The organism is Thermocrispum agreste DSM 44070, assembly GCF_000427905.1.
Classification (GTDB): domain Bacteria; phylum Actinomycetota; class Actinomycetes; order Mycobacteriales; family Pseudonocardiaceae; genus Thermocrispum; species Thermocrispum agreste.
Map to the genome: position 1 here is coordinate 710,066 of NZ_KE386604.1, position 26,123 is coordinate 736,188.

General features: G+C 70.6%; 20 protein-coding genes. 13 read left to right on the plus strand and 7 right to left on the minus strand.

The window, feature by feature from the left end:
- Nucleotides 1-38: 38 nt before the first annotated feature.
- From YWY_RS0118155 to YWY_RS0118170, 4 genes are all read right to left on the minus strand, one after another.
- A complete protein-coding gene (locus tag YWY_RS0118155) occupies nt 39-863 on the minus strand; it encodes a hypothetical protein (RefSeq protein ID WP_028848783.1) in 825 nt (274 codons plus the stop codon).
- A 188-nt stretch (nt 864-1,051) separates the two neighbouring features.
- Entirely contained in the window at nt 1,052-2,050 is a 999-nt protein-coding gene (locus YWY_RS22745) for a hypothetical protein (protein WP_051310403.1), read from the minus strand.
- 635 nt (nt 2,051-2,685) lie between these two features.
- Nucleotides 2,686-3,003, minus strand: coding sequence for a hypothetical protein (locus YWY_RS0118165; protein ID WP_028848784.1), 318 nt, complete (start codon nt 3,001-3,003; stop codon nt 2,686-2,688).
- A gap of 114 nt (nt 3,004-3,117) precedes the next feature.
- Nucleotides 3,118-3,390, minus strand: a complete 273-nt coding sequence (locus YWY_RS0118170; protein WP_028848785.1) for a chorismate mutase — start codon at nt 3,388-3,390, stop codon at nt 3,118-3,120.
- 237 nt (nt 3,391-3,627) lie between these two features.
- On the opposite strand from YWY_RS0118170, the gene pcrA reads away from it, so the two are divergent.
- Nucleotides 3,628-6,036, plus strand: coding sequence for a DNA helicase PcrA (gene pcrA, locus YWY_RS0118175; protein WP_028848786.1), 2,409 nt, complete (start codon nt 3,628-3,630; stop codon nt 6,034-6,036).
- A 567-nt stretch (nt 6,037-6,603) separates the two neighbouring features.
- Here the strand turns inward: pcrA and YWY_RS24825 are convergent.
- Entirely contained in the window at nt 6,604-6,726 is a 123-nt protein-coding gene (locus tag YWY_RS24825) for a hypothetical protein (RefSeq protein ID WP_281169006.1), read from the minus strand.
- A gap of 315 nt (nt 6,727-7,041) precedes the next feature.
- Nucleotides 7,042-7,746 (minus strand): M23 family metallopeptidase, encoded by a 705-nt coding sequence (locus tag YWY_RS0118180; protein ID WP_028848787.1) that lies wholly within the window; start codon nt 7,744-7,746, stop codon nt 7,042-7,044.
- A 1,024-nt stretch (nt 7,747-8,770) separates the two neighbouring features.
- On the opposite strand from YWY_RS0118180, the gene YWY_RS0118185 reads away from it, so the two are divergent.
- The 7 genes from YWY_RS0118185 to purH all read left to right on the plus strand — a co-directional run bounded on the left by YWY_RS0118185 (nt 8,771) and on the right by purH (nt 17,503).
- Nucleotides 8,771-10,552 (plus strand): hypothetical protein, encoded by a 1,782-nt coding sequence (locus tag YWY_RS0118185; RefSeq protein WP_156899348.1) that lies wholly within the window; start codon nt 8,771-8,773, stop codon nt 10,550-10,552.
- 137 nt (nt 10,553-10,689) lie between these two features.
- The gene (sucC, locus tag YWY_RS0118190) at nt 10,690-11,868 is read left to right on the plus strand and encodes an ADP-forming succinate--CoA ligase subunit beta (RefSeq protein ID WP_028848789.1); all 1,179 of its coding nucleotides are present in this window, start codon (nt 10,690-10,692) and stop codon (nt 11,866-11,868) included.
- Between the two features lie 5 nt (nt 11,869-11,873).
- Nucleotides 11,874-12,761, plus strand: coding sequence for a succinate--CoA ligase subunit alpha (gene sucD, locus YWY_RS0118195; protein ID WP_028848790.1), 888 nt, complete (start codon nt 11,874-11,876; stop codon nt 12,759-12,761).
- Between the two features lie 233 nt (nt 12,762-12,994).
- Nucleotides 12,995-13,630, plus strand: a complete 636-nt coding sequence (locus YWY_RS22750) for a DUF5336 domain-containing protein (protein ID WP_084609349.1) — start codon at nt 12,995-12,997, stop codon at nt 13,628-13,630.
- Between the two features lie 148 nt (nt 13,631-13,778).
- Nucleotides 13,779-15,236, plus strand: a complete 1,458-nt coding sequence (locus YWY_RS22755) for a cell division protein PerM (protein ID WP_051310404.1) — start codon at nt 13,779-13,781, stop codon at nt 15,234-15,236.
- Nucleotides 15,237-15,287: 51 nt separating this feature from the next.
- Complete coding sequence (purN, locus tag YWY_RS0118210; RefSeq protein ID WP_245566719.1) at nt 15,288-15,956, plus strand: phosphoribosylglycinamide formyltransferase; 669 nt, start codon at nt 15,288-15,290, stop codon at nt 15,954-15,956.
- Nucleotides 15,953-17,503, plus strand: a complete 1,551-nt coding sequence (gene purH, locus YWY_RS0118215; RefSeq protein WP_028848792.1) for a bifunctional phosphoribosylaminoimidazolecarboxamide formyltransferase/IMP cyclohydrolase — start codon at nt 15,953-15,955, stop codon at nt 17,501-17,503. Before purN ends, purH begins: the two co-directional genes overlap by 4 nt.
- Here the strand turns inward: purH and YWY_RS22760 are convergent.
- A complete protein-coding gene (locus YWY_RS22760) occupies nt 17,475-18,224 on the minus strand; it encodes a MerR family transcriptional regulator (RefSeq protein ID WP_051310452.1) in 750 nt (249 codons plus the stop codon). The two genes, purH and YWY_RS22760, sit on opposite strands and share 29 nt — an antisense overlap.
- Nucleotides 18,225-18,382: 158 nt before the next feature.
- Between YWY_RS22760 and YWY_RS22765 the strand changes: the two genes are divergently transcribed.
- From YWY_RS22765 to YWY_RS0118245, 5 genes are all read left to right on the plus strand, one after another.
- The gene (locus YWY_RS22765) at nt 18,383-18,805 is read left to right on the plus strand and encodes a DUF6194 family protein (protein WP_245566749.1); all 423 of its coding nucleotides are present in this window, start codon (nt 18,383-18,385) and stop codon (nt 18,803-18,805) included.
- A gap of 189 nt (nt 18,806-18,994) precedes the next feature.
- The gene (locus YWY_RS0118230; protein ID WP_028848793.1) at nt 18,995-19,555 is read left to right on the plus strand and encodes a hypothetical protein; all 561 of its coding nucleotides are present in this window, start codon (nt 18,995-18,997) and stop codon (nt 19,553-19,555) included.
- Nucleotides 19,556-20,086: 531 nt separating this feature from the next.
- Nucleotides 20,087-20,779 (plus strand): hypothetical protein, encoded by a 693-nt coding sequence (locus tag YWY_RS22770; protein ID WP_156899350.1) that lies wholly within the window; start codon nt 20,087-20,089, stop codon nt 20,777-20,779.
- On the plus strand, nt 20,779-22,683 hold the full coding sequence (locus YWY_RS0118240) for a DNA polymerase Y family protein (RefSeq protein ID WP_084609350.1): 1,905 nt from the start codon (nt 20,779-20,781) through the stop codon (nt 22,681-22,683). Before YWY_RS22770 ends, YWY_RS0118240 begins: the two co-directional genes overlap by 1 nt.
- Nucleotides 22,683-26,117 (plus strand): error-prone DNA polymerase, encoded by a 3,435-nt coding sequence (locus tag YWY_RS0118245; protein ID WP_028848795.1) that lies wholly within the window; start codon nt 22,683-22,685, stop codon nt 26,115-26,117. Before YWY_RS0118240 ends, YWY_RS0118245 begins: the two co-directional genes overlap by 1 nt.
- The last annotated feature ends 6 nt before the right edge of the window (nt 26,118-26,123 follow it).

Genomic DNA, 26,123 nt, shown 5'->3' on the forward strand with positions numbered 1-26,123 from the left:
GCATGCCCCAGTGGAGGGTTGTTGCCCAGACTAGGGCGTCACTGTCCGCACACGGCGGGGGTACCGGGTTCCACCGCACGGGGGCCGCCGGCCAAGCGCTGCGACGACAGCAGGATGACGTCGACGATCGCGGGCGGATCGACCCGCAGTTCGTGGTCGACCCGGTAGGCACCGCCGCCGAGTGTGGTCATCGTCACACTCGCTCGCACCCGGTCGTCGGTGAGTTGACGCAGGTCACGGACTTCGACCCGGTCCAGGGTGCGCCACACGGTCAGCAGCGTCTGGCGTTCGTCGTCCGACAGGCGCCCGCCGAGCATGGCCAGCGCGCGGGCGGGTTCGTCGGCCAGCCTTCGGTAGAAGATGATCGCCAGCTCGCACGGGTCGGGGGTCCACATCGCTCGATGTGACGATTCGGGTTCCTGGTACCGTACGCTGGCTCCGCCTGCCGACGACGCGGCGCCGCCCGGCCGCTGCGCCGCCGGTGACGGGGCGGCGGCCACTTCGCCGTCGTGTTCGATGCCTGCCAGCGCGGGCAGCCCGGAGACCTGCTGCGGACCGCTGTGGGGAGGTGCGTCCCGCCGCTGCCGGTCCAAGAACGCCGCCGCGACGACGGCGGCGCACAGCAGCGCCACGGCGGTCACCAGGGCGGCGAGCTTGGCCACCCGGATCGCGGCGTGCTCCGGTTCCGGCTGCGCGGGGGAGATGTCGTCGTCGCCGGCCGAACCTGCTTCCCCGGCAGGCTCGGCCGGTTCGTCGGCGGCCGGGTCGGATGCGCCCGACCCAGCGGGGTAGCGGACCTCCTCGATGCGGCTGGGCGACCGCATGGCGTGGTCGCTGCCACGAGTGAAGCCAACCACCGGCATCGCCTCACCTCGGCGCGTGCAGTCCGACAACTTGCGGGCGGCGGCGTCGCCGCGCCCGGAAACGCACCTACAGCCAACGACGAGGACCGGCGGGAGAGCCAGTGATTGTCGGTAAATTGACGCTCATTGTCGACAAGCGGTTCGATCATGGTCCGAACGGGTTAAAAGATGCACATGCAGGTGAAATTTCACCGGCAATCCTGCGTGATCTTGTCCCCTTCTTCGAACCGGAGAGTGCACTGCTGGGTCTCGCTGGTGCCGTCCTGATACACCACGTTGACCGTGTTGACGGTGACCCGGTTCTTCTGGTCGATGTAGATGTGCTTGACCTCGAAGTAGGCGATGTCGGCGTAGCGCTTGGCCAGTGCTTCCGGGCCCTGCGCGTACAGGTCGCCGCCGGTCTGCGCGTGCGCCACTTCCGGGTGCTCGGTGATCTCGTTGAGGAAGGTCTCCGACCGGTCGCCCATCGTCTTCGCATCCGGCGGGAAGTTGAAGATCGAGTCGCGCCGGATTTCCCGCGGGGCGGTCACCGGCGGCGGCTTTTCCGGCGGGCTGGTCGGCTTCGTCGAGTCGCCAGGGCTGGTCGGCGTGTCCGGCGTCGACGGTTTGGCGCTGGGTGTGGTGCCGCCCGGGGTGGTGTTGCCCGAGTTGCTGGTGTCGGTGATGTCGGCCATGTCGGCGATGCGCTGCGGCTCGCTCGAACTGCTTCCGGGGGCGCTGCGGGTGGGCCCGCCGTCGTCCGGGTCGCGGTCGGCGATGCCTTCGTCGTGCATCACCGGCGGCTGACCGCGGAAACCGGTCCAGCCTTCCACGTCCGTGGTGTGTGGCGACTGACCGACCAGGTAGGAGCCGGCCAGCACCAGTGCGACGGCGACGCCGCACGACGACATCGTGGCGAACCAGGCGGCCTTGCGCCAGCTGCGCGGCGGGGTGACCGACGCCGGGACGTTGCCCAGGTCGAACTTGCTCAGGCCGCCAGGGGGTGGGGCGACGTAGACCCGGACGTCCTCGGTCTCCTCTGTCGCGGGGGTCAGGGTGACCCGGGTGCGCTGTGGGGGCTTGGGGGCGTCCGGCTCGGCGGAATTCCTGCCCGCGGTCTGGCCGGGCTCATCGGACGTCGCCGCCTCGCGGCTGCCGGTTTTCTGGGCGGGGATGTCCGGCTGGTCGTCGCTGTGGGACGGTGGCACGGCTTCGGCCGGGACCTGGGCCGGAAGGTCCGGGTGGCCGGCCGCCGGTTCACCGGTCGACCCGGCCGGAGCAGATGCTCGACGCGGCCGCCGGGCGGTCGCGGCGGACCGTGCCGCGGTTCGTGGGCGCTCGTCGCCTCGCGGCCGACGGCTGACGTTCTCCCCGGCCGACGGCATCGCGGGGGCTGTGGTGGGGAGTGTGCCGGACAGTGAGCCGACCGGCGGGATCTCTTCCGTGGGTGCGTCCGGGGCGCGGTGCCTGCCGCCGCTGGCCTCCGGGTCGACCGTGGGGGTCCATGCGGCTTCGTTGTTCGCTGTGCGCCTGTGCCGTCCCGGACGGTGGGGCGGGGTGGTGTGTGCAGAACCCGCGTGGCTCATGCCCCAGTGACCCCCCTTGCCGGTGTAGCTGACGGCACATCCCGGGTTATTCCGCCGAATGGAGTAGCGGAGAGTGATCTCGCGTGCGCGGTGCGTCTCGACCGATGCGCGCGAATCTTCACGTGCATCAGCGTAGGAACTTACTGCGCGTTACCCCAGTCGGGGGCTCGATTTGCCCTGAATGTCACCCGGGTGCGGGCATCCTTCCGGGTGAAGTCACGCTTTGATGTCAGAGTGGCCGCGACGAGCCTTGCCGGTCAGCGCTCGATGCGGTAACGCTCCTGCGTTTCCCGCAAGGACTGCGCGGCCACCGCGCCGCTGCAGCCTGCCAGCAGCATGGCGAGCACGTCGACGGCGACGGACTCGGCGCCGGTCATCGCCAGGCCCAGCAGTGCCGCCACCGTGGTGCCCACGGCGAGCGCTCTGCGGCTGCGCACGTATGTGGCAACCGGTGCGCCACCGGCACGGCGGCGCGCTGCATTGTTCAGTAGCGCGAGGTATGCGCCGTGGCCGACCGTGGCCAGCACACCCGCGATGGCGACGACGACGGCGATGATGTTGACGATCGTGCCCATGAGTCGAGTGTGCGCGCATTGGGCGCGCAGGACCTCAGGGATTTTCCCCCAGATGTCGGCGCCGGCACCCGGTCGCCTGCGGCGCGTCGCGCGCCGGGTGCCGGATCGACGTGGTCACCGGCCCAGCCTGCCGCGGCCCAGGTTGAGCAGCGCGAGGGCGAGCTGCCTGCCGTCCGGGCCCAGCTCGCGGTAGCGGGCGAGCACGTCCATCTCGCGGTTGTAGACGATGCGGGGCCCGCCTGCGGCCATGCGGGCGGCGCCGATCTTCCTGGAGACCTCCACGCGCCGCTTCACCAACCGCAGGATCTCGGCGTCGATCTGGTCGATCTCTTCCCGCAGCCGGTCGATGTTGTCCTGCTCCGTGGGCTGTGTGGTGTCGGTGGTCACGGTTTCCTCGTCTCCGTCCTGCCACCCGGCCCCAGAGCCGACGAAAGCCCCGGGGTCGGAGGACTCCGGGGCTTGTGATGGCTTGTTCGGCACTAGGCGATCACGGGAGCCGGAGTCCGGTTCCCGTAAAAAAATCGCCCGTCGAAATGCCGCATGGGGCCATTGTTGCACATCGTTGCCGAACCGCGGTAGCCGCGCCGGTGTGATGTGGGCGGGAGCAAGTACCGTGGACAGTCGATGAGCACCCTTTTCGACCTGAACGACCACACCCCCGCCGGCCGCGCGGCCGAGGTGGACGAGCTGCTTGCCGACCTCAACCCGGCACAGCGGGCCGCGGTGCAACACCAGGGCAGCCCGCTGCTGGTGGTCGCAGGCGCGGGCTCGGGCAAGACCCGCGTGCTGACCAGGCGGATCGCCTACCTGCTGGTGGCCAGGGACGTCCACCCCGGCGAGATCATGGCCATCACGTTCACCAACAAGGCGGCCAACGAGATGCGCGAACGCGTCGTCGACCTGTGCGGCCGCCGGGCGAACGCGATGTGGGTGTCGACGTTCCACCGGATGTGCGTGCGGGTGCTCCGGCGGGAGGCGAAGACGCTCGGCATGTCGTCGAACTTCAGCATCTACGACGCCGACGACACCAAGCGGCTGGTCACGCTGGTGGTGCGGGACCTCGACCTGGACCCGAAGAAGCATCCGCCGCGGGCGCTGGCCCATCAGATCTCGGACTGGAAGAACGAACTGGTCGACGTCGAGGCGGCGGCTGCCGTGGCGGCGGACGGTGCGCAGCGGGTGGCCGCGGAGGTCTACGCGGAGTATCAGCGGCGCCTGGAGCAGGCGAACGCGTTCGACTTCGACGACTTGATCATGCGCACGGTGCACCTGCTGCAGCAGTTCCCGGAGACCGCGGAGTACTACCGCAGACGGTTCCGGCACGTGCTGGTGGACGAGTACCAGGACACCAACCACGCGCAGTACGTGCTGGTGCGGGAGCTGGTCGGGCCCGACTCGGCCGATTCGGACGTCGAGCCCGCGGAGCTGTGCGTGGTGGGCGATGCGGACCAGTCCATCTACGCCTTCCGTGGCGCGACGATCCGCAACATCGAGGAATTCGAACGGGACTTCCCCGACGCCCGCACCATCCTGCTGGAGCAGAACTACCGGTCCACCCAGACCATCCTGTCCGCGGCCAACGCGGTGATCTCCCGCAATCCCAACCGCAGGGAGAAGCGGCTGTGGACGGACGCGGGCGACGGCGACAAGATCGTCGGCTACGTGGCTGACAACGCGCACGACGAGGCGGCTTTCGTGGCCGGTGAGATCGACGCGCTGGTCGATTCCGGCAAAGCCAAGTACTCCGACATTGCCGTCTTCTACCGCACCAACAACCAGTCCCGGCCGTTCGAGGAGATCTTCATCCGGCTCGGCTTGCCGTACCGGGTGGTCGGCGGTGTGCGGTTCTACGAGCGGCGCGAGGTCCGCGACGCGCTGGCCTACCTGCGGGTGCTGGCGAACCCGGAGGACACGGTCAGCCTGCGGCGGATCCTCAACGTGCCCAAGCGCGGCATCGGCGAGCGGGCCGAGGCCACGGTGGCCGCCTACGCCGAGCGCGAGCGCATCTCCTTCTACGCGGCGTTGCGTGCGGCTGCCGAGGGCAAGATCGAGTCGCTGAACCCGCGCTCGCGGAACGCCATCGCCGCCTTCGTCGAGCTGTACGACGAGCTGCGGCAGATGGTGCTGGACGATGCCGACCCGGCGGACATCCTGGAAGCGGTGCTGGATCGCACCGGCTACCGGGCCGAGCTGGACGAGTCCGACGACCCGCAGGACGCCACCAGAGTGGACAACCTCACCGAACTCGTCACCGTGGCGCGTGAGTTCGCCGAAAACACGGTCGGGGAGCCGGTGGACGCCGACGCCGCGGCGGCGGCCGATGCGCCCGCGCAGAGCCTGCTGGACGGTTTCCTGGAGCGGGTGTCGCTGGTGTCCGACGCGGACTCGGTGCCCGACCCCGACGCGGACGGCGACCCGGAGGAGCAGAGCGGTGTGGTCACGCTGATGACCGTGCACACTGCCAAGGGTCTGGAGTACCCGGTGGTGTTCTGCACCGGGTGGGAGGACGGTGTCTTCCCGCACATGCGTGCGTTGTCCGACCCGACGGAGCTGGCGGAGGAGCGGCGACTGGCCTACGTGGCAATCACCCGGGCGCGAGAGCGGCTGTACGTGTCGCGGGCGCTGGTGCGCGCCGCATGGGGCTCGCCGGTGCACAATCCGGCCTCCCGGTTCTTGGACGAGATCCCGGCCGATTTGGTCGAGTGGCGGCGAGAGGAACCGGTGGAGAGTCCGGCGGGGCCGCGCGCCGCGACCAGGTGGGGGCGTGGCGGTGGCTGGGGCAGCGATTCGGCGCAGGCGCGTATCGCCGCGGGTGGTATGCGTACGACGTCGTTCTCCGGCTGGAAGGCAGCCGCGGCGAAGCCGGCGCTGCAGCTGGAGGTCGGCGACCGGGTGAACCACGACAAGTACGGCCTGGGCAGGGTGATCGCGACCGACGGGTCCGGGCCGCGGGCGACCGCAACCATCGACTTCGGCTCGGCGGGCACGGTGCGGCTGATGCTGATCGGCAGCGTGCCCATGACGAAGCTGTGATTGGTGGCGGCCTGCGCGAGCTGACGGCGTGCCCGGCTGCGCCGGTACGTGCTGTCGGTGTTCATCGGTGCCGTGCTACCCGTACTGCCCGTACTGCCCGTTGGGCTTGCTCGGCGGCTGTTGGCCCCACGCGCTCTTCGGTTTGTGCCCGGCGGCCGGGTCCGCTCGTTTGATTGGTCCTCCGCGTTACCGGGGGATCGGCGTGGGGTTGGTTGGATTGCTGGTCCTCGGCGCTCGGTGACCGATCCGGGCACGTTCCGTCCGTTGTGGTCGGTGGTTGTGGGTCCCTGGGTGCTTGTCGGTCGTGCGCGGCGGCCGGGTCCTCCGCATCGATCGACCTCCGCGCTCCCCGTTCGCCCTGGTCGGCAGCTGTGCCCGGAACGAGGCTGTGATCGACTCGCCGCGCACGGCCGCGCGGGCCCGGTGACCGCCCCGGCAGAGGGCCGACGTGGATTTGCGGAGCTGGTGAGGGGCAGCCCCAGCGAGCAGTACGTACCCACGAAGCAGAGCTCGCTGGGACTGCCTGGTGCAGCGCTGCGCAAACCCCGACAGCAGCGCCACGTGGGTTCACTCCCGGTATTCCCTGCGAGGTGGTAGCCGCGGTGTGACCGACTGTCCCCTGGCGATGACGTCCGCGGCGCACCGGGTGTCCCCTGTGGTGATCACGTACTCGCCCAAGGCTCGGTTCATGGTTGGCTGATCGTTCCGGTGCGCGGGACGGTGCACGGCGAAGCGTTCGATGCTACAGTTGATTCGAACAGGTGTTCGATTCATCTGGGGGTGGTGTGCGATGAAGTCGTCAGCAGGCGTCGAGCGTTGGAGGGGGCCGCCAGCGCTGGAGATCGGCCGACTTCAGGCATGGCCAAAGGCCTGGCCGGAAAGCGGGCAGCCGAAGATGGGCAGCCGGCAACGGCAGCACGACTGCCCATCGGTGGCATGGTCGCAGCACGTCGACGACGTGCCGGTCGGATCGTGAGATCCCGTGGGGGAGGGATCAGCCGGAGGTCAGTAGCTGATGCCGTGCTTGTTGAGCCAGGCCAGCGGGTCGATCTTGGTGCCGTGCTCGCCAAGCCAGACCTCGAAGTGCAGGTGCGGCCCGGTGGACTGACCGGCGTTGCCGATCTCGGCGATCTTCTCGCCTGCCTTGACGCGCTGTCCCACGGTCACGTTGTAGGTGAACATGTGACCGTAGACGGTGACGGTGCCGTCGTCGTGCTGGATGCGTACCCAGTTGCCGAACCCGCTGGCCGGGCCGGCCTCGATGACGACGCCGTCGGCAGCCGCGACGATCGGCGTGCCGAGCGCGTTGGCGATGTCGATCCCGTAGTGCGTGGTGCCCCAGCGGGCGCCGAAGCCGGAGGTCAGCACGCCTGCCGCGGGCCGGACCACGTCCGGGCGCATGGCTTCTTCTCGCGCCTTGCGGGCGGCTTCGGCCTCGCGCTCCTTGCGCGCGTCGGTGAAGCGCTGGGCGCCGGACAGCTTCTTGGCCTCGGCGCGGGCGGAAGCGGCCTGGTTCGGCTTGCTGACGTCGACGACCACGGGCGCAACCGGTGCGGCCGGGGCGACGTCGCCACCGACGCCACTGGCGCCGTAGGCACCTCGTGAGCTGGCAAGGGACACATCATCGGCGGTCTGGCTGGCAGCGCCCTGCAGGGTCTGCCCTGCGGTTGCTGCGGCGAACGCGCCTGCAGCCACGGCGGCGACGACCATCCGGCCACGCAACGCCGACGACGGCGGCGCGAGCCGGTGGTGAGTGCGCGGCCGGTTGGCGGCGCTCTCCAATGCAGCCTGCAGGGCCGGGGACGCAGTACCGCCGGGGGAGCGGTGTCGTGCCAAGGCGGGGCCTTCCAGTACTCGGGGTGCCGGTCGCGTCCGGGGAACCGGGCGGGGGATCCCGGTGAAACGGCGTCGGGGGCGCCGCTTCCGTGTCGTCCCGGAGGACGGCCCGTCCCGTTCGTGACCGGTTTGTAATGGGGACCGCGCGACTGTAACGAATCGGTACCGCTCGGTGCAAGATCCCCTCGGCGGTCTGGGCCAAGTGAGTGGCGAAGATCGCGGGCCAAGCTGGGGTGATCACCGACGGTAGTTTCCGATTTACGCCGTTTGAGGTGACGCGCGTCACGTATTCGACTGCCCGAAGGGGCGGCCGAAGTGGCTCGCCGTCCTGCTCGCACCCGTCCTCTTACGGGTCGGCCGGCTGCCTTTTGGCGGGCCGACCGGTCGCCGCCGGTCGCCTTCTCGCGGGTCGACCGGTCGCCTTCTGACGGGGCGCCAACGGCCTTCTTACGGGGCGGCAGGCCCGGGTTGTTCCGTCGAACAGGCGGTTGTTCGCACGCGTGGGGCGTTGCTGTGTCGTCGAGGCAGCGTTGCAGTGCTGTGTCGTCGAAGTGCAGAAAACGAGGTGCAGAGCACGCAGAGAACTCTGTCAGCGAGGCTCAGCGCAGAGCCGGTCGAGCTACGCCGAGCGGGAGGCACGTGGGGCGCGAAGCGGACCGGGCAGGGGGCGAAGCCGATCGGGCAGGGGGCGAAGCCGGCCGAGCGGGCCTGGGCGGGGCAGGAGGTAGCCGCGCGCCGGGAGAGCTGCCCGCGGGTGCGGATGCGGAGTCACGATCCCGTGCGGAGGTAGCCGCGGGCGAAGCGAGCTGCCATGGCCCCACCCGTGCGCTGGTCCGATCGGGCACCCGCGCCGCGTGGCGCCGGAGACTGTGCCGAAGGCTTGCTACGTTCGCAAGCAATGCCTGCTACATCGCGCTCCAGCACCGCGAGGACGGCGGGGCCGTCGGCCGAGACGGCTGGGACAGCCACCGGCTCCCGGCTGTCTGTCCCCGTCCTGGCTGCCGCCGGGGTGTCGGCCGCGGCCTTGGCTGGCGGCGCGCTGATCGGAGTCGTGCACGAGGGTCCGGAGAGTGGCCGCCCGGCCTTCACTTCGTGGCCGCTGCTGGTGGTCCTCGCCGTCGCGCCCGCGGCAGCCGCCTGGCTGCTGGTGGTCCGCGGCCGCTCCGCGACGGCCGCAGGGCTGCTGATCGGCGTGGCGGCGCTGGCCCCGGGCCGGGCGATCGTGGACGCGCAGTTCGCCGTGGACGCTTCCCGGGCCATGCGGCCGGAGTTCCTCGTTCCTGGTTCGGTGAGCGCCGAGCCCGCCTTCGGCGGACTCCTCCTGCTGCTGGCCGGCCATGCGGCGGCGGTGGTCGCCGGAGTGCTGGCGGCGCGCGCGGCTGTGGCCCTGCCCGACGATGCGCAAGGTCCGGACCGGGGTGTTCGTGGTCTCGGTGTCCTGGCGGTCGGGGCGGCGTTGGCGCTCGCCGTCGGCGTGCTGATGCCGCCGTACGACTCGGCCGATGCGAACCTGCTGGACGGCTCGGCGCTGGACGGTCCGGCGCTCGTGGTGCTCGGATCGCTGGCGATCGGGCTCGCCGCGATCGGAGCGGTCGTGACCGCACTCACAGTGCCGTCATGGGGTCGGTTCACCGGCGTGCTGGCCGGCGTCGCCGTCGCGGGTGCTTCGCTGGCACTGCCGAACCTCGTCGGGGTGGCAATGCAGTCCTGGCTGTCCCTGGCCGCCGGACCGATCCTGGTCGTCGGCGCGGCCGTCGTCCTGCTGGCCGTTCCCATCGCGGGCTCGGTCGGAATCGCCGGCACGGGCGCGCCGCATGCCGAGACCGACAGCGCTCCGAGGGATGTCGGCAAGAGCGCGGGCCGGAATGCCTACCGCGTGGGCTCGGGCCCGCAATGGCTGTATGTCCTCGGCGGCGCGTTCGCCGTGTCGGCTGCCGTCGGCGCGGTGGTGGCGGCCCGCCAGCCGCTGGTGCAGACGTCGGCGGGCGGGGCGGCCGTCCTGTCGGATGCGCAGGCCGTATTGATTCCGGCGGGGATCGTGCTCGGTGTGCTCGGCGTCGGCTTGCTGATTCCGCGGCTGGCCGAGCCGGTTCGCCCGGCCGTCGCGGTGGCGTGGGCCGGTGTCGTGCTGGCCGTCGGACCCGCGCTGCAGTTGGCCGTTGCCGCGCCGGACGTCCTGGTGGACGCGACGGCAGGGCCCGGCGCCGTGTACGCGGCGCTCGCGGCCGGAGCCGCTGCACTGGCCGGCGGGTGTGCGGCGGCGGCCGGAGTGCTGGAACGGGACGGGGTGCCCGGTGTCACGAGCCCCGCGGCAGAACGATGGCTCGTGTTGCCTGCCGCGGCCCTGGCCGTCGGGGCCTTCGTTTTCCCAACGGCCGAGTCGGCCGATCAGTACCGGGGTGCCGCCCTGCTGCACCCCGTCGACGTCGCGTTCGGCGGCACGCTGGTCGCCGTGGCGGTCGCGGCGGGTGCACTGATCCTGGTCCCGTGGAGCCGAGCGGCACGCGCCGTCGGGACGCTGGTCGGTGTGCTGTCCGTGCTCCTGCTCCGCGCGCTGGAACCGCTGCTGGTTTCCGCGGCCGCCGGGGTGGGCGTGTGGCTGGCGTGCGGCTGCGCCGCGCTGGTGATCGTCCTGCTGGTGCTGGTGGTGCGCCGAATGCACGCCGAGAGTGATCGGTGACCCACTTCACCGGCCTCCGGCTGCAGGTTTACCGGGCGAGTCGCTAGGGTCACTGTGTCACAGAACTGTCCGGAAGCTGTCCCGCAGTTGTTCCGACAGTCGTTCCACAACGACGTGTCGTCAGGAGATGCTCCACGGTGGACCTCTACGAGTACCAGGCGAGGAATGTCTTCGCCGCCCACGGCGTCCCGGTGCTGCCGGGATCCGTGGCAGCTACCCCGGAAGAAGCACGCGCTGCGGCCGAGAAGATCGGCGGCCAGGTGGTGGTCAAGGCCCAGGTGAAGACCGGCGGGCGGGGTAAGGCCGGTGGCGTGAAGCTGGCCGACACCCCGGACGAAGCCCGTGAGAAGGCCGAAGCCATCCTCGGGATGGACATCAAGGGCCACATCACCCGGAAGGTTCTGGTCGCGCAGGCCTCCGACATCGCGGAGGAGTACTACTTCTCCTTCCTGCTGGACCGCGCCAACCGATCGTTCTTGTGCATCGCCTCCGCGGAAGGCGGCGTGGAGATCGAGCAGGTCGCCAAGGAGAAGCCGGAAGCGGTGGCCAAGATCCCGATCGACCCGCTCTCCGGGGTCGACCTGGCCAAGGCGCGGGAGATCGCGGCCGCGGCCAACTACCCGGAGGCGATCCGGGACGCCGCGGCGGAAGTCATCGTCAAGCTGTGGGAGACCTTCGTGGCCGAGGACGCCACGCTGGTCGAGGTCAACCCGATGGTGCGCGACCCGCAGGACAGGATCATCGCGCTGGACGGCAAGGTGACGCTGGACGACAACGCCGCGTTCCGGCAGCCGGGGCACGCCGAGCTGGTGGACGTCCAGGCCGAGGATCCGCTCGAGGCCAAGGCGAAGGCCAAGGGCCTCAACTACGTCAAGCTGGACGGGCAGGTCGGCATCATCGGCAACGGCGCGGGCCTGGTCATGTCCACGCTGGACGTGGTCGCCTACGCCGGGGAGAAGCACGGCGGGGTGAAGCCGGCGAACTTCCTCGACATCGGCGGCGGCGCCTCCGCGGACGTGATGGCGGCGGGCCTCGAGGTCATCCTGAGCGACCCCGACGTCAAGAGCGTTTTCGTCAACGTCTTCGGCGGCATCACCGCGTGCGACGCGGTGGCCAACGGGATCGTGCAGGCCTTCAAGCTGCTCGAGGAGCGCGGCGAGACGATCGACAAACCGCTGGTCGTGCGGCTGGACGGCAACAACGCCGACGAGGGCCGCCGGATCCTCGACGAGGCGAAGCTGCCCGGCGTGCAGCGGGTGGACACGATGGACGAAGCGGCCGACAAAGCCGCCGAGCTCGCGAACGCGGGGGTCTGACAGCGATGGCTATCTTCCTCAACGAGAACTCCAAGATCATCGTCCAGGGCATGACGGGCTCGGAGGGCACCAAGCACACCGCCCGCATGCTGGCCTCCGGTGCGAACGTCGTCGGCGGCGTCAACGCCCGCAAGGCGGGCCAGCAGGTCGAGATCGGCGGCAAGACGCTCACCGTGTACGGCACGGTCAAGGAGGCCATGGCGGAAACCGGCGCGAACGTGTCGGTGCTGTTCGTGCCGCCGAAGTTCGCCAAGGACGCGGTGATCGAGGCGATCGACGCCGAGATCGAACTGGCCGTGGTGATCACCGAAGGCATCCCGGTGCACGACTCGGCGTACTTCTGGGCGCACGCCAAGGCGAAGGGCAACAAGACCCGCATCATCGGGCCGAACTGCCCGGGCGTGATCAGCCCCGGCAAGTCCAACGCGGGCATCATCCCCGCCGACATCACCGGTCCCGGCAAGATCGGCCTGGTGTCCAAGTCGGGGACGCTGACCTACCAGCTGATGTACGAGCTGCGGGACATCGGCATCAGCACCGCGGTGGGCATCGGCGGTGACCCGGTCATCGGCACCACGCACATCGACGCGCTGGAGGCCTTCGAGCAGGACCCGGAGACCTCGCTCATCGTGATGATCGGCGAGATCGGCGGGGACGCCGAGGAGCGGGCCGCGGAGTTCATCAAGGCCAACGTGACCAAGCCGGTGGTCGGCTACGTCGCTGGCTTCACTGCCCCGGAGGGCAAGACGATGGGCCATGCGGGCGCGATCGTCTCCGGATCGTCCGGTACCGCGGCGGCCAAGAAGGAGGCCTTGGAGGCCGCGGGCGTGCGGGTCGGCAAGACCCCCAGCGAGACCGCGGAAATCGCGCGCGAACTGTACAAGGCGCTCTGAACCGCCAGGCGTCGGTTCAAGATCGCCTGATCGAAGGGCGTTTCGGCCACCGTGTGGGTGGCGGGAACGCCCTTCGGCGTATTCTTCGCCAAGGCGTCCGGCGAACGCAGTGAAACCGACGCGCCTCGGCGCACGTCGGAGCGGCGAAGTCGGCTAGTGTCCGCGCACGACGTGCCAGGTCCACGCGGCGCGTGGTGTCGGCCCGAGATCCCCAGACACAACAGGAGAGACGGATGAACTTCCCGAGCGGTGGGTTCCCTGCGCAGGGGCCGCAGCAACAGCAGCAGGGCGGCCAGTTCTACCCACAGCAGCAACAGCACATGGCAGGCAAGAAGATCGACATCGGGATGATCCTCAACCTCGTCGTGGCCTTCCTCGGCCTGCTGGTGCTGTTCTTCGGGTTCATCAACCTCGGGGGTGACAGGAGCTTCTACGAGTACAGCTTGGGCTGGGTGCCGGGGCTCTACCTACTTGCCGGCCTGGCCGCGTTGATCGGCATTCTTCCCGGCGACGCCAAGACCGGGGCGTGGCCTGCGGCGGTCTCCCTGACGGCCACGTTCGGCTTCCTTTTCACGGTCTTCGAGATCACTGGCGAGATGCAGGCGGGCGGCGTGCTGGTGCTGATCTTCGGCATCCTGCAGACGCTGGTGGCGGTCGCCGCCTACCTGTTCGGCGAGCAGATCATCAAGCTCCCGGCGGGTGGCCAGCCCGGTTTCGGCCAGCCCGGTTTCGGCCAGCCCGGGGGTTTCGGCCCGCAGCAGCCGCAGCAACACCAGCAGTTCGGCCAGCCGGGTGGCCAGCAGCAGGCGCAGCAGCCCACCACCTACACCGGTCACCAGGGGCAGTTCTCGCAGCCCCCGCAGAGCTGACCGCACGACGCACGTCCACGGCCGGCGTTCCGGGCGGAATGCCGGCCGTTGTGCTGCCGCCCGCCGGTTCCTCAGCCGGGTGGGTGTCGACACATCGCGGCGCGCCTACCCCCGGACGGGCTAATCCGGATGTCAAGCTGCAGTCACGATGGTGAGGCAGACAATCGCCCGCGGCGCCAGGACGGAGCGCATCCGCGTGCTGCTGGCGGCGGCGATCTTGCCGCTGGCGGCAGGGTACGCGGCCGTGGCCGCGCTGCTCGCGGTGGTCGCCGCACTGGCCACCCAGGCGTCGTTCCAGCCGGAACAGATCCTGCTCGCCGCCGCGCCGGGCTGGCTCGGTGCGCACCAGGTGCCGTTGACGTTGAACGGCAGATCCTTGGCGATGCTGCCGATGGGGTTGACCGTGCTGGTCGGCGTTCTCGTGGCGCGGGCGGCGGCGGGCGCGGCGGAACGGCTGGGCGGACGCAGGACGCATCGGGCCGCCGTGATCGTCGGGACCATCGCGGCGGCGCATGCGATCGCCGGGGTGAGCATCGCCATCGCTTCCTACGGAGCCCGGTTGTCCGCGGACCCGCTGGAGTCCTTCTTCATTCCCGGTCTCATCGCGGCGGCAGCGGCGACGATCGGCCTGATCCGGCCCTGCGGGCTCGCGGCCGCCGTGCGGCCGTACCTCGTTCCGGCGGCCACCGCGGGCATTCGCGCCGGGATGCTGGGGCTCGTCGGGCTGCTGACGGTGGGAAGCGTCGTTTTCACGGTCGCATCGGTGTTGTCCGCTCCGCAGGCGCAAGGACTGTTCGCCGCGGGCGCGCCCGGTTTCGGCAGCGGTCTCGGCATGCTGCTGCTGTGCCTGGCCTACGTGCCGAACGCCGTGCTGGCATCGGTCGGATTCGTGGTCGGGCCGGGATTCGCGTTCGGTGACCTGCGGCTGAGCCTCTACTCGTACACGGCGGCCGACATGCCCGCGGTGCCCTTGCTGGCCGCGCTTCCCGAACAACCGGCCTCCTGGTGGCGCGCCCTGGTGGTGTTGCCGCTCGGCGTGGGCATGGCCGTCGGCATGCGGCTGCGGACGTCCTCCCCGAGCCCGCTGCACCGGGCCCGGTCGGTCGTCGTCGCTGGTGCGGTCGTCGGGTTCGGCATGGTCGTGCTCGGTGCGCTGGCGAGCGGCCGGATCGGCGCCAGGGGCGGATTGGCGCTGGATCTGGCCGCGGTGTCGGCGGCCGCGTTCTGCTGGATCGTCATTCCGGCGGGGCTCGTCGCGCATTTCGCCGGCGAGCGCCCGCCGAAGGTCGAACGGCGGAAGAGAGCCGGCGCCGGGACATCGTCGCCGGAAACCGCGGGCGAGCACGCGGATCAGCCGACGGTGGACGGCGAGGCAGAGCAAGCAGCGGCCGTGGACCAGGAGCAACCCGAAAAGCAGCAGGAGGACCGCGAGGCGGCCGAGCATCAGCCCGGACAGCCCCCAGCGGACCAGCAGCAGGCAGATGATCGGCAGGCGGATGACGAGCCACCAGAGCCGAAGGACGCCAACGAGGCGCAGGCGAGTGCGGGCAAGCCAGCGGAGAGCAAGCCCACAGGTGACGATCCCGAAGAAGACGCGCAGCCGTGACGTCTTCTAGGGTTGCTGGTGTCGTCATCCCGGTGAGAACGAGGCCCGTAGGTGCATAGCGAGTCGGAATCCCCCGCAGCAGCCGCCACGGACGGGGTGCGGGTCACGCTCCCGAACCCGGCTCGGCTGGTGGTCCTGGCCTCCGGATCGGGCACGCTGTTGCAGACTTTGCTGGATGCTGCGGCGTCACCGGACTACCCGGCCGACGTGGTGGCGGTGGGGTCCGACCGGTCGAAGGCCATGGCGTTGCAGCGAGCGCGCGATGCCGGGGTGCCGGACTTCGTGGTCCGGCTCGCCGACCACGCCGACCGGGCCGAGTGGGACGCGGCGCTGACCGACGCCGTCACGGCGTACCGTCCGGATCTGGTGGTCTCCGCCGGTTTCATGAAGCTGCTCGGCCCGCGTTTCCTGGCGCGGTTCAGCGCGCGTGTGATCAACAGCCATCCGGCGTTGCTGCCGTCGTTCCCCGGTATGCACGCGGTCCGTGACGCGCTGGCCGCGGGGGTCAAGGTGACCGGTACGACGGTGCATTTCGTCGACGCCGGGATGGACACCGGGCCGATCATCGCGCGTCGTTCGGTGGAGGTGCTGCCCACCGACGACGAGGAGAGCTTGCACGAGCGGATCAAGGTCATCGAGCGGAGGCTGCTGGTCGACGTGGTCAGCACGTTGATCCGGCGCGGCTGCACCATCGTCGACGGGAGGGTCGAGATTCCATGACTGGTACGCGTCCGGTGAAGCGCGCCCTCATCGGGGTGTCGGACAAGACCGGGCTGGCCCGGCTGGCCACCGGCCTGCACGAGGCGGGCGTGGAGATCGTGTCGACCGGCGGCACGGCCAAGGCCATCGCGGAGGCCGGCGTGCCGGTCGTCCCGGTGGAGCAGCTGACCGGGTTCCCCGAATCGCTCGACGGCCGGGTCAAGACGCTGCATCCGCACGTGCACGCCGGGCTGCTGGCGGACATGCGCAAACCCGCGCACGTCCGGCAGCTCGACGAGCTCGGCATCGCACCGTTCGACCTGCTGGTGGTGAATCTGTACCCGTTCGAGCAGACGGTGGCTTCGGGTGCCGCGCCGGCCGAGTGCGTCGAGCAGATCGACATCGGCGGACCGGCGATGGTGCGCGCGGCGGCCAAGAACCACCCGAGCGTGGCCGTGGTGGTGGATCCCGCTCGCTACGAGTGGGTGCTGGACCGGGTCGCCGCGGGCGGGTTCACGCTGGCCGAGCGGCAGCAGCTCGCTGCGCAGGCTTTTGCGCACACGGCGAGCTACGACGTGGCGGTCGCCTCCTACTTGAACAGCGTCGTGGCACCCGAGCCGGACACCGCGTTTCCCACGTGGGTGGGAGCTACCTGGCGGCGGGCCAACATGCTGCGGTACGGCGAGAACCCGCACCAGCAGGCGGCGTTGTACGTCTCGGGCCGCTCCGGCCTGGCGGCTGCACAGCAGCTGCACGGCAAGGAGATGTCGTACAACAACTACGTCGACGCCGACGCGGCCCTGCGGGCCGCCTACGACCACGAGCGGCCGGCGGTGGCGATCATCAAGCACGCCAACCCGTGCGGCATCGCGGTCGGCGCGGACGTCGCGGAAGCCCACCGCAAGGCGCACGCGTGCGATCCGCTGTCGGCGTTCGGCGGGGTGATCGCGGCGAACACCGAGGTGTCGGTGGCCATGGCCGAGCAGGTCGCCGAGATCTTCACCGAGGTCATCGTGGCCCCGTCGTACGAAGACGGCGCGGTCGAGGTGCTGCAGCGCAAGAAGAACGTGCGCATCCTGGTCTGTCCGCCGCCGGAGCGCACCGGAGCCGAGATGCGCGCGGTGTCCGGCGGCCTGTTGCTGCAGTCGCGCGACGCGGTGGACGCCGAGGGCGACGACCCGGCGAACTGGCAGCTGGTGTGCGGGCCGGCCGCGGACGCCACCACGCTGGCCGACCTGGAGTTCGCCTGGCGGGCGGTGCGGTCGGTGAAGTCCAACGCCATCCTGCTGGCGCACGACGGGGCGAGCGTCGGTGTCGGCATGGGTCAGGTCAACCGGGTCGACTCCTGTCGGCTCGCGGTGCAGCGTGCCGGTGACCGTGCCGTCGGGGCGGTCGCCGCCTCGGACGCCTTCTTCCCGTTCCCGGACGGTCTGGAAGTGCTCGCAAAGGGTGGCGTGCGGGCCGTGGTGCAGCCGGGCGGCTCGGTGCGGGATGCCGAAGTGATCGCCGCGGCGGAAGCGGCGAACGTGACGATGTACTTCACCGGGGTCCGGCACTTCGCCCACTGACCTCGTCGAGCGTGCCGGCCGGGCTTTCGGTTCGGTCGTCGCCGAGCAGCGCGGCCAGTGCGGCGGTGCCTGCCAGCATCGCTTTCGAGCGTGCGTCGAGGGTTTCGTCGCGCGCGGCAAGCATCCGGTGTATGTCGTCGAGCTCGTGCTGCCTGCGAAGCTGCGGCATCACCTCAGCGAGCAGCGTGATCGGATATCCCGCTCGCCGTAGCTGATGGACGATGCGTGCATCGCGCACCTGGGCCGGTGTGTAGCGCCGGACCTTGGTGCCCGGGTCGCGGCTGGGAACGACCAGGCCTTCCGCGTCCCAGTGCCGCAGGGTCGACGGGCGCACGCCGAGCGCTTCGGCCAGCTCGGAAATCGTCATGGCGTCCGAGGGACGAACGTCCGTGATCGGTTCGAGGGTGATCGTTTCGGCGGCTTGTTTGGCCATGGCGAGCTGCCGGCGCTGGCGGTCCAAGTCGGCGTGCGCCGCGTCCAGTCGTGCCAGGGCACCGGAGATGTCGCCCGCGTTGACCGCGCGCAGCACCTCCTTGGCTTCCGTCGGCCCCATTCCGGCAGCGAATCCGCGGTAGGCCCGCGCGGCGTGGATGTGCCTGTCCTGGTAGATGCGGTGGCCGGCCGGCGTGCGTTCCGCTGGCGGGATCACTCCGCCCTGTTCCAGCAGGCGAATCTGCTGGACGGAGTACCCGCTGCGGCGCGCCACGTCGACCGTTCGCACAACCCCCACTTTCGAGTCGGGAGCTCCTGACCAGGGCGATTATCGACGAAAGTCGCCATAAGCACTTCAATGAAACGCTTCATGCATGGACAAAGACGAGATCATCGAGCTGGTTGCGGGGTTTCCCGGTGTGCTGACTGTGCTGCCTGGCCCTGGTGATGGCTCTCCGGAGATCAGCTGGGGGGGGGGACGCCTTCTTCTACTACGCACCGGACGGGGTGCCACCGGCGAAAGGGCAGCCGTTCGCGACGGTCGTGACGAAGGATTACCCGGGGGACGAGGACTCACGGCTGGATCGTTCCGGCGTGTTCCGGGTGAACGTGTTCGCAGGGCGGGAGGCCTTCGAGCGCTGGACCGGTCGCTCGCCCCGCGAGGCCGCGGTGGAGAAGGTGGACGTGAGTCGGTTCGACGTGATCTTCGCGCACCCGGTCTACGGGTCGCTCGGATGGCTGGCCGTGGTCAATCCGGGCCCGCGCACCGAGGCGGCGGTGCGGGAACTGCTCGGCGAGGCGTGTCGGATCGCGCGGGCCAGGTACGAGCGGCGGGAACGACGCAGACAGCGGGTGAGTGATCACCGGTGAGCACCGCGAATCTGGGGTAAGTTTCCCCGCATGACCGCGCAGGGTCCGACGTGGCAGGCGGCGTCCGGCCCAGGACGTCCGTCGTCTCCGGCTGCGTATCGGCAACCGCCGCCTACGGCCGCTTACCGGCGCCCGCCGACGGCTGGTCCACCCCGTCGGCCGCGGCCTCCTCGGCCGCGCTGGCCGTTCGTGCTGATCGGTGTCGTGCTCGGTGCGGTGGCGCTGGTTGGCGGATATCTTGCGCTGGTCTTCTACAGCTCGGTCGGTGTTGCACCGCTGGCGGATCCGGTGCCCGAGGAGTGCACGGTGTCCGCCGAGCTGCTCGCCGAAGCCGGTACGCCGAGCTGGCAGAGCGGTCCGTTGCACATGCGTGACGGCGTGGAGGGTGTCTCCTGTCGCTGGGTCGCCGGGCCGGACGAGCATGTTCGTAAGCGGCAGCTGAGCGTGGAGGTCGACCGTTATCACGCCAAGCCCGCCGCGCAGGAAGCGGTCGTCGAGCTGACGGCCGGGCGGGGTGGCATGAGCGAGCTGAGCGATGTGGGTGACGAGGCGTTCGTGCGCGCCGTCGACGGGAACGCCGAACTCGTGGCCCGCCGTGGACGGACGGTCGTCGCGGTGCAGCTGGCTGGCTCCGACAAGACCTTCTTCAGCGGACTGCTCGGAGAATCGGAGGATGTCGCCGTGCCTGCCGAGCGACTGAAGAAGCTGGTCGTCGCCGTGGGCCGCGAATTGCTCGCCGACGCACGGTGAGTCGGTGAGGGTTCGGTGCGTCTGCATCGCACCAGGTACCCTCCCGCCCACACCACGTCCTACCGTTCTGCGGGGTTTGCGATGGCCCGGGCTCTGCGGTCGATGCCGACGGCGTGACACGGCTGCCTTCCGTCGTTGGCCCACCGGGCGAACGACGGTTCTCACGCCCCGACGAACCGAGCGGACCACCCTGCCCGGCGGTCCTTGCGCCAGCAGGGGCCTGCGCTTGTTTCGGATGCCGTCGGTTACAGGTTGCTGCGATTGGTGCCGAATTCGTCGGGCGAGGGGTGCCTGGCGCGTTCTCAACCACTCCGACCTGTGGTTTTCCTCGGCCAGCTGACTCGATGGAATGGCCGGTGACGGTGCGCTTGACAAGTGCCCCGGAGGTGGCGTTCACTATCACTATCGAACATATGTTCGAGAACGAAGCCACCGTCGCTCCACGGTGGCCGATGACCGGGAGCTGCCGCCCGGTCGTGGTTTCCGGGAGGTGATGGGATGTCGGGCGCGCGCACGTCCACGGTGCCAGAGGTGGCCGACACCGTGGATGCGGTCGCTCGGCTGGCGTCGTTGCCGGGGTTGACCACCGCGAGTGAGGTGGCAGCTGACGTTGCGGGAGCGTCAGCGACGGGGAAGCTCCTTCCGGTGGTGCCCGAACTGGAGGCCGTGCTGCCCCTCAGGGGCCTGCGGAGGGGCAGCACGGTTTCGGTCACCGGGGCGCGGTCGGTGTTGCTCGCGCTGCTGGCCAGGGCGACCGCGGCGGGGTCGTGGGCCGCCGTGGTGGGGATTCCGGACGTCGGGTTGGCCGCCGCCGCCGAGCTGGGCGTCGAGCTGTGCAGGACGGCGCTGGTCCCGCGCCCGGGTCCGGACGTGGTGCGGGTGGCTGCGGCGTTGCTGGACGGGGTGGACATCGTCGTGGTGCCGGGCGGGACGAGCATGGCGGCGGCGTCCGCGCGCAGGCTGACCGCCCGGGTGCGGCACCGGGGCGGCGTGCTCGTCGCCGAAGGCCGATGGCCTGGGGCGGACGTGGAGTTGGTCTGCACGCCCGGCTCCTGGGACGGAGTGGACGAATTCGGGCGGGGCTACCTGTCGGCCCGCACCATGCGGATCCAGGGGCGCGGCAAGTCCTCGGCCCGGGTGCTGGAGACGACCGTGCTGCTGCCCGGGCCCAGCGGTGGTGTCGAAGCGGGCGAGCACGCGCGGAGGCTCGAGGTGGCGAGCTGATGCGGCAGCGAGTGACGAGGCGGTGGCGTGTTTCGCGGGCAGGCCAGGCGGTGCCGGAGCGGGAGGCGGCGCGATCGGTGGATACCCGTCCCAGCGATGCGGATGCCGGGCAGTCCGGAGGAGGCAAAGCCGCGGCGAGTCCGGATGGCGCGGCCGGTGCGCAAGGCGCGTTTCCCGGGGATGCCGGTGCTGGGAGCTCCGGCTCCGGCGAACGATCCGCGGCGGATGCGCAGCAGGCGGCGCGGCTGGTGGTGGTGTGGTGTCCGGATTGGCCGGTGACGGCCGCGTGCGTGGCCGCCGGTGTTCCCCTGCACCATCCCGCGGCGGTGTTCGCGGCCAACCGGGTGGTGGCTTGCTCTGCGGTGGCGCGGCGCAACGGGGTCCGGCGCGGGATGCGCAGGCGGGAGGCGCAGGCGTCATGTCCGGAGCTGGCGGTGCTTGCGGTCGACCCGGCGCGCGACGCGCGGTTGTTCGAGCCGGTGGCCGCCGCGGTGGAAGAGCTGGTGGTCGGGGTGGACGTGGTGCGTCCCGGGGTGGTGGCCGCCCCGGTGGACGGGGCGCTGACCTACTTCGGCGACGAGCATCGGCTGGTGGAAAGCCTGGTGGGCCACGTGTCGGCCATGGCGGGGGTCGAGGTGCAGATCGGGATCGCCGACGGGTTGTTCGCCGCGCTGGCGGCGGCTCGCCGGTCGTGCGTGGTGGAGCCGGGCGGCAGCCGCAGGTTCCTGGCGCCGCTGCCGGTGACCGAGCTCGATCAGCCGGGCAGCGTCCTGGCCGAGTTCGACGGCTGTGCCGATCTGGTCGCCGATCTGGTCGACCTGTTGCGCAGGCTGGGGCTGCGCACCTTGGGGCAGTTCGCCGAGCTGCCGGAGCGGACGGTGAGTTCGCGGTTCGGCAGGCTCGGCATGCTGGCCCATCGGCTGGCCAGCGGCTTGTCCGAGCGGCCGCTGGACCGGCGCAAGCCGCCCGCCGAGCTGGCGGTGGAGGAGACGTTCGACGTCCCGGTCGGCACGGTGGAGGAGGCCGCCTACGTGGCGGAGCGGATGGCCGGGAAGCTGCACGCGAAGCTGGCGGGCCGGAACCTGGCCTGCACCCGGCTGGGCATCTATGCGCGGACCCTCAGCGGTGAGGAGCTGTCCCGTGTGTGGCGCTGCGGCGGGACGGACGGCGGCACCAATGGCGTTCCGGTGGCCGCACGCGGCATCGCGGACAGGGTGCGCTGGCAGTTCGACAGCTGGCTGCAGGGTGAGCAACGGCCGCAGAGCGGTGTGGTGACGCTCCGGCTGGAGCCGGAAGAGGTGGTCGAGGCCTCCCTGCTGCAACTGCACCTGTGGCGTGGTGGAGCTGGGGACAACCCGGCGGACGACGATGCAGACGAGCGGGCAGGCCGGGCGCTTGTCCAGGTGCAGCGGCTGCTCGGGCCGGAAGCCGTGGTCACCGCGGTGCTGGGCGGCGGGCGGGGCCCGGCCGAGCGGGTGCGGCTGGTGCCGTGGGGTGAGGCCAGGGGCGACGAGGAAACCCTGCGGCGTGGTGCGGGCGCGCAGCAGGAAGTTCCGACCTGGCCGGGCAGGCTTCCAGCGCCGTCGCCGGCGACAGTGCATCCGGAGCCGGTGCGCGCGGCGGTGGTCGATCGCCGGGGTTTGCCGGTGCGGATGACCGAGCGCGGGGTGCTGAACGCACCGCCTGCCCGGGTGGCGGTCGACGGTGGGCCGTTGCGCGAGGTCACCGCGTGGGCGGGGCCGTGGCCGCTGGACGAACGGTGGTGGGATCCCCGCGCGGCCGGGCCTGCCGCACGGATCCAGGTGGTGGTGTCGGAAGGGCCCGCTGCGGCCGGCCGAGCGCTGCTGTTGCGCTGCCGCGAGCAGCAGAGCCCTCGCTGGCAGGTGGAAGGGGAGTACACGTAATGGGCTGGTTCAACTTGCCGCTGCCGTGGTCGGAGATGGAGCGCACGCTCTCCGGCCACCCCACGCAGCAGTCAGGCGACGGTGGAGACAGCCCGGCATGGACGCGGCGCCGGGAGGGCTACTTCCGCCCGGACGACCTGGCGGAGCTGCAGTTCGACGACGACGCGGGAGCGCGGCCCCGGGTGCCGTACGCCGAGCTGCACTGCCACTCCAACTTCAGTTTCCTGGACGGTGCCAGCCACCCGGAGGAGCTGGTGGAAGAGGCGTCCCGGCTCGGCCTGGACGCCATCGCGCTGACCGATCACGACGGCATGTACGGCGCGGTCCGCTTTGCTCAGGCGGCCAAGGAGCTAGGGGTGCGCACGGTCTACGGAGCCGAGCTCGGTTTCGGCAGGCGGGACGAGCCAGCCGGGCAGGCCGGCCGGTGGCCCGCCGGCCAGGAGCGTGAGCTCCCGCCGCAGCCGCAGGCCCGCTCCGGGCCCGCCGATCCCGCCGCGGAGCACCTGGTGCTGCTGGCCAGGGACGCGCAGGGCTATTCCGCGCTTTGCGCGGCGATCACCGACGGACAGCTGGCCGGTCACGAGGACCCGGAGAACCGGCTGGCGGAGAAGGGCAGGCCGCGGTATTCGCTGCCGGAGGTGGCCGAGCGGGTCGCCGGGCGGGTGGCGGTTCTGACCGGGTGCCGGAAAGGCCCGCTGCGCTCGGTGCTGCCGTCGCCGGACGCCCCGCGGGAAGCACGCGTCGAAGGCTACCGGCGGGCGGCGCAGCGCTTGCGGGAGCTGACTGCCCTGTTCGGCAAGGACAACGTCTACGTGGAGCTGTTCGATCACGGCCTTCCGGCCGACACGGCCCACAACGACACCATGGCGGCGCTGGCCGCGGAGTTCGGCCTGCCCACGGTGGCCACCACCGGCGCGCATTACGTCACCCCGTCCCGGGGCAGGCTGGCCGCGACGCTGGCGGCGATCAGGGCCAGGCGCAGCCTCGACGAGCTGGACGGATGGTTGCCGCCGTCGGCGGGGGCCCACCTGCGCTCCGGTGCCGAGATGCAAGCGCGCTTCGCGCGGTATCCGGGGGCCGTCCAGCGCGCCGCTTTGCTGGGAGTGGAGTGCGCGTTCGATCTCGAGCTCATCGCGCCGGACCTGCCGCCGTTCGACGTGCCGCCCGGCCACAACGAGACGAGCTGGCTGATCCAGCTGACCTACGAAGGCGCGGTGGCGCGCTACGGCACGCGCTACCAGAACCCGAAGGCCTACGCCCAGATCGAGCACGAACTCAAGGTGATCACCGAGCTGAACTTTCCCGGCTACTTCCTGATCGTGGCCGACATCGTGCGGTTCTGCCGGGAGAACGACATCCTCTGCCAGGGGCGCGGCTCGGCGGCCAACTCGGCGGTGTGCTACGCGCTGGGCATCACCAACGTCGACCCGGTCGCGCACGGCCTGCTGTTCGAGCGCTTCCTGGCGCCGGAGCGGGACGGCCCGCCGGACATCGACGTCGACATCGAGTCCGATCGCCGCGAAGAGGTGATCCAGTACGTCTACCGCAAGTACGGCAGGCTGAAGGCCGCCCAGGTGGCCAACGTCATCACCTACCGGGCCCGGTCGGCGGTACGGGACGTGGCCAGGGCGCTGGGGTATGCGCCGGGGCAGCAGGACGCCTGGAGCAAGCAGATCGACCGGTGGACAACCCACGCGGCGAACGCGGACAACGACGTGCCCGACGAGGTCGTCGACCTGGCCAATCAGCTCGGTGACTTTCCGCGCCACCTCGGCATCCACTCCGGCGGGATGGTGCTGGCGGACCGACCGGTGAGCGAGATCTGCCCGGTGGAGTGGGCGCGGATGCCCGGGCGCAGCGTGCTGCAGTGGGACAAGGACGACTGCGCCGCGGTCGGCCTGGTGAAGTTCGACCTGCTGGGGCTCGGCATGCTCTCGGCCATCAAGTACGCCGTGGAGATGGTGCGCGACTACCAGGGCATCCACATCGACCTGGCCAAGTTGCCGCTGGAGGACCCGAAGGTCTACGACATGCTGTGCCGGGGCGACGCGGTGGGTGTCTTCCAGGTGGAGAGCCGGGCGCAGCTGGCCACCTTGCCGCGGCTGAAGCCGCGCACCATCAAGGACCTCGCCATCGAGGTCGCGCTGATCCGGCCGGGGCCGATCCAGGGCGGGTCGGTGCACCCCTACATCCGGCGCCGCGCCGGGGTGGAGAAGGTCACCTACGACCATCCGCTGACCGAAAGGGCGCTGCGCAAGACGCTCGGCGTGCCGCTGTTCCAGGAACAGTTGATGCAGCTGGCCATCGACGTCGCCGGGTTCGACCCGGCGGAGGCCGACGAGCTGCGCAGAGCCATCGGCGCGAAGAGATCCGTGCGCCGGATGGAGGCGTTGCGGCAACGCTTCTACGACGGTGCCGCGGCCAACGGTGTCGACCAGCCCACCGCCGAGCGGATCTTCGCCAAGCTGGTCGCGTTCGCCAACTTCGGCTTCCCGGAAAGCCATGCGTTGAGCTTCGCGTACTTGGTCTTCGCCAGCGCGTACCTGAAGTGCTACTTTCCCGCGGCGTTCTGCGCAGCGCTGCTCCGCGCGCAGCCCATGGGCTTCTACTCGCCGCAGTCGTTGGTGGCCGATGCCCGCCGGCACGGCGTGACGGTGCTGGGGGCGGACGTGAACGCCAGCCTGGCGCATACCACATTGCGCCCGGACCCCGATGGTGGCGAGCCTGCGGTGCTGCTGGGGCTGTCGTCGGTGCGCACGCTCGGTACGGAGCCTGCCGAGCGCATCGTCGCCGAACGCCGGGCGCACGGGCCGTACCGCAGCATGACCGATCTGGCCAGGCGGGTGCGACTGACCACGCCGAAGATCGAAGCCCTGGCCACCGCTGGCGCGTTCCGCGAGCTGGAGCCCGATCGGCGCAAGGCGTTGTGGTCCGCGGGGGCGGTCGCGCAGGAGCGGCCGGAGAAGTTGCCGGACAGCGGCGTGGGTGTGGAAGCGCCGCCGCTGCCCGGGATGGAGAAGGTGGAAGTTGCGATGGCCGACGTGTGGGCCACCGGGTTGTCGCCGGACAGCTTCCCGATCCAGTTCCACCGGGAAAGGCTGGACAGGCTGGGTGCGGTGCCTGCGGCCAAGCTGGTCGAGATCCCGCACGGGACCCGGGTGCTGATCGGCGGGGCGGTGACGCACCGACAGCGACCGGCCACTGCCAACGGCATCACGTTCCTCAACCTCGAGGACGAGACGGGGATGGTCAACGTGGTGTGCACCAAGGGGTTGTGGGCGCGCTACGCCACGATCGCTCGTTCCAGCCCGGCGCTGCTGGTCCGGGGAGTGGTGGAACATGCCGCGCGCGGCGCGGGTGTGGTGAGCGTGCTGGCCGACAAACTGCAGCACCTCGACGTGCGGATCCGCACCAAGTCGCGTGATTTCCATTGAGTAGGA

What these genes read in the sequence shown, in the direction of transcription:
- sucD (WP_028848790.1), top strand. Translation starts at nt 11,874, where the DNA reads ATGGCTATCTTCCTCAACGAGAACTCCAAGATCATCGTCCAGGGCATG.
- YWY_RS24825 (WP_281169006.1), bottom strand. Translation starts at nt 6,726, where the DNA reads ATGAACCGAGCCTTGGGCGAGTACGTGATCACCACAGGGGACACCCGG.
- YWY_RS0118180 (WP_028848787.1), bottom strand. Translation starts at nt 7,746, where the DNA reads ATGGTCGTCGCCGCCGTGGCTGCAGGCGCGTTCGCCGCAGCAACCGCA.
- YWY_RS0118240 (WP_084609350.1), top strand. Translation starts at nt 20,779, where the DNA reads ATGCGGCAGCGAGTGACGAGGCGGTGGCGTGTTTCGCGGGCAGGCCAG.
- YWY_RS22755 (WP_051310404.1), top strand. Translation starts at nt 13,779, where the DNA reads ATGGTGAGGCAGACAATCGCCCGCGGCGCCAGGACGGAGCGCATCCGC.
- YWY_RS22765 (WP_245566749.1), top strand. Translation starts at nt 18,383, where the DNA reads ATGGCTCTCCGGAGATCAGCTGGGGGGGGGGACGCCTTCTTCTACTAC.
- YWY_RS0118245 (WP_028848795.1), top strand. Translation starts at nt 22,683, where the DNA reads ATGGGCTGGTTCAACTTGCCGCTGCCGTGGTCGGAGATGGAGCGCACG.
- YWY_RS0118155 (WP_028848783.1), bottom strand. Translation starts at nt 863, where the DNA reads ATGCCGGTGGTTGGCTTCACTCGTGGCAGCGACCACGCCATGCGGTCG.
- YWY_RS0118185 (WP_156899348.1), top strand. Translation starts at nt 8,771, where the DNA reads ATGCCTGCTACATCGCGCTCCAGCACCGCGAGGACGGCGGGGCCGTCG.
- purH (WP_028848792.1), top strand. Translation starts at nt 15,953, where the DNA reads ATGACTGGTACGCGTCCGGTGAAGCGCGCCCTCATCGGGGTGTCGGAC.
- pcrA (WP_028848786.1), top strand. Translation starts at nt 3,628, where the DNA reads ATGAGCACCCTTTTCGACCTGAACGACCACACCCCCGCCGGCCGCGCG.
- YWY_RS0118165 (WP_028848784.1), bottom strand. Translation starts at nt 3,003, where the DNA reads ATGGGCACGATCGTCAACATCATCGCCGTCGTCGTCGCCATCGCGGGT.
- YWY_RS22750 (WP_084609349.1), top strand. Translation starts at nt 12,995, where the DNA reads ATGAACTTCCCGAGCGGTGGGTTCCCTGCGCAGGGGCCGCAGCAACAG.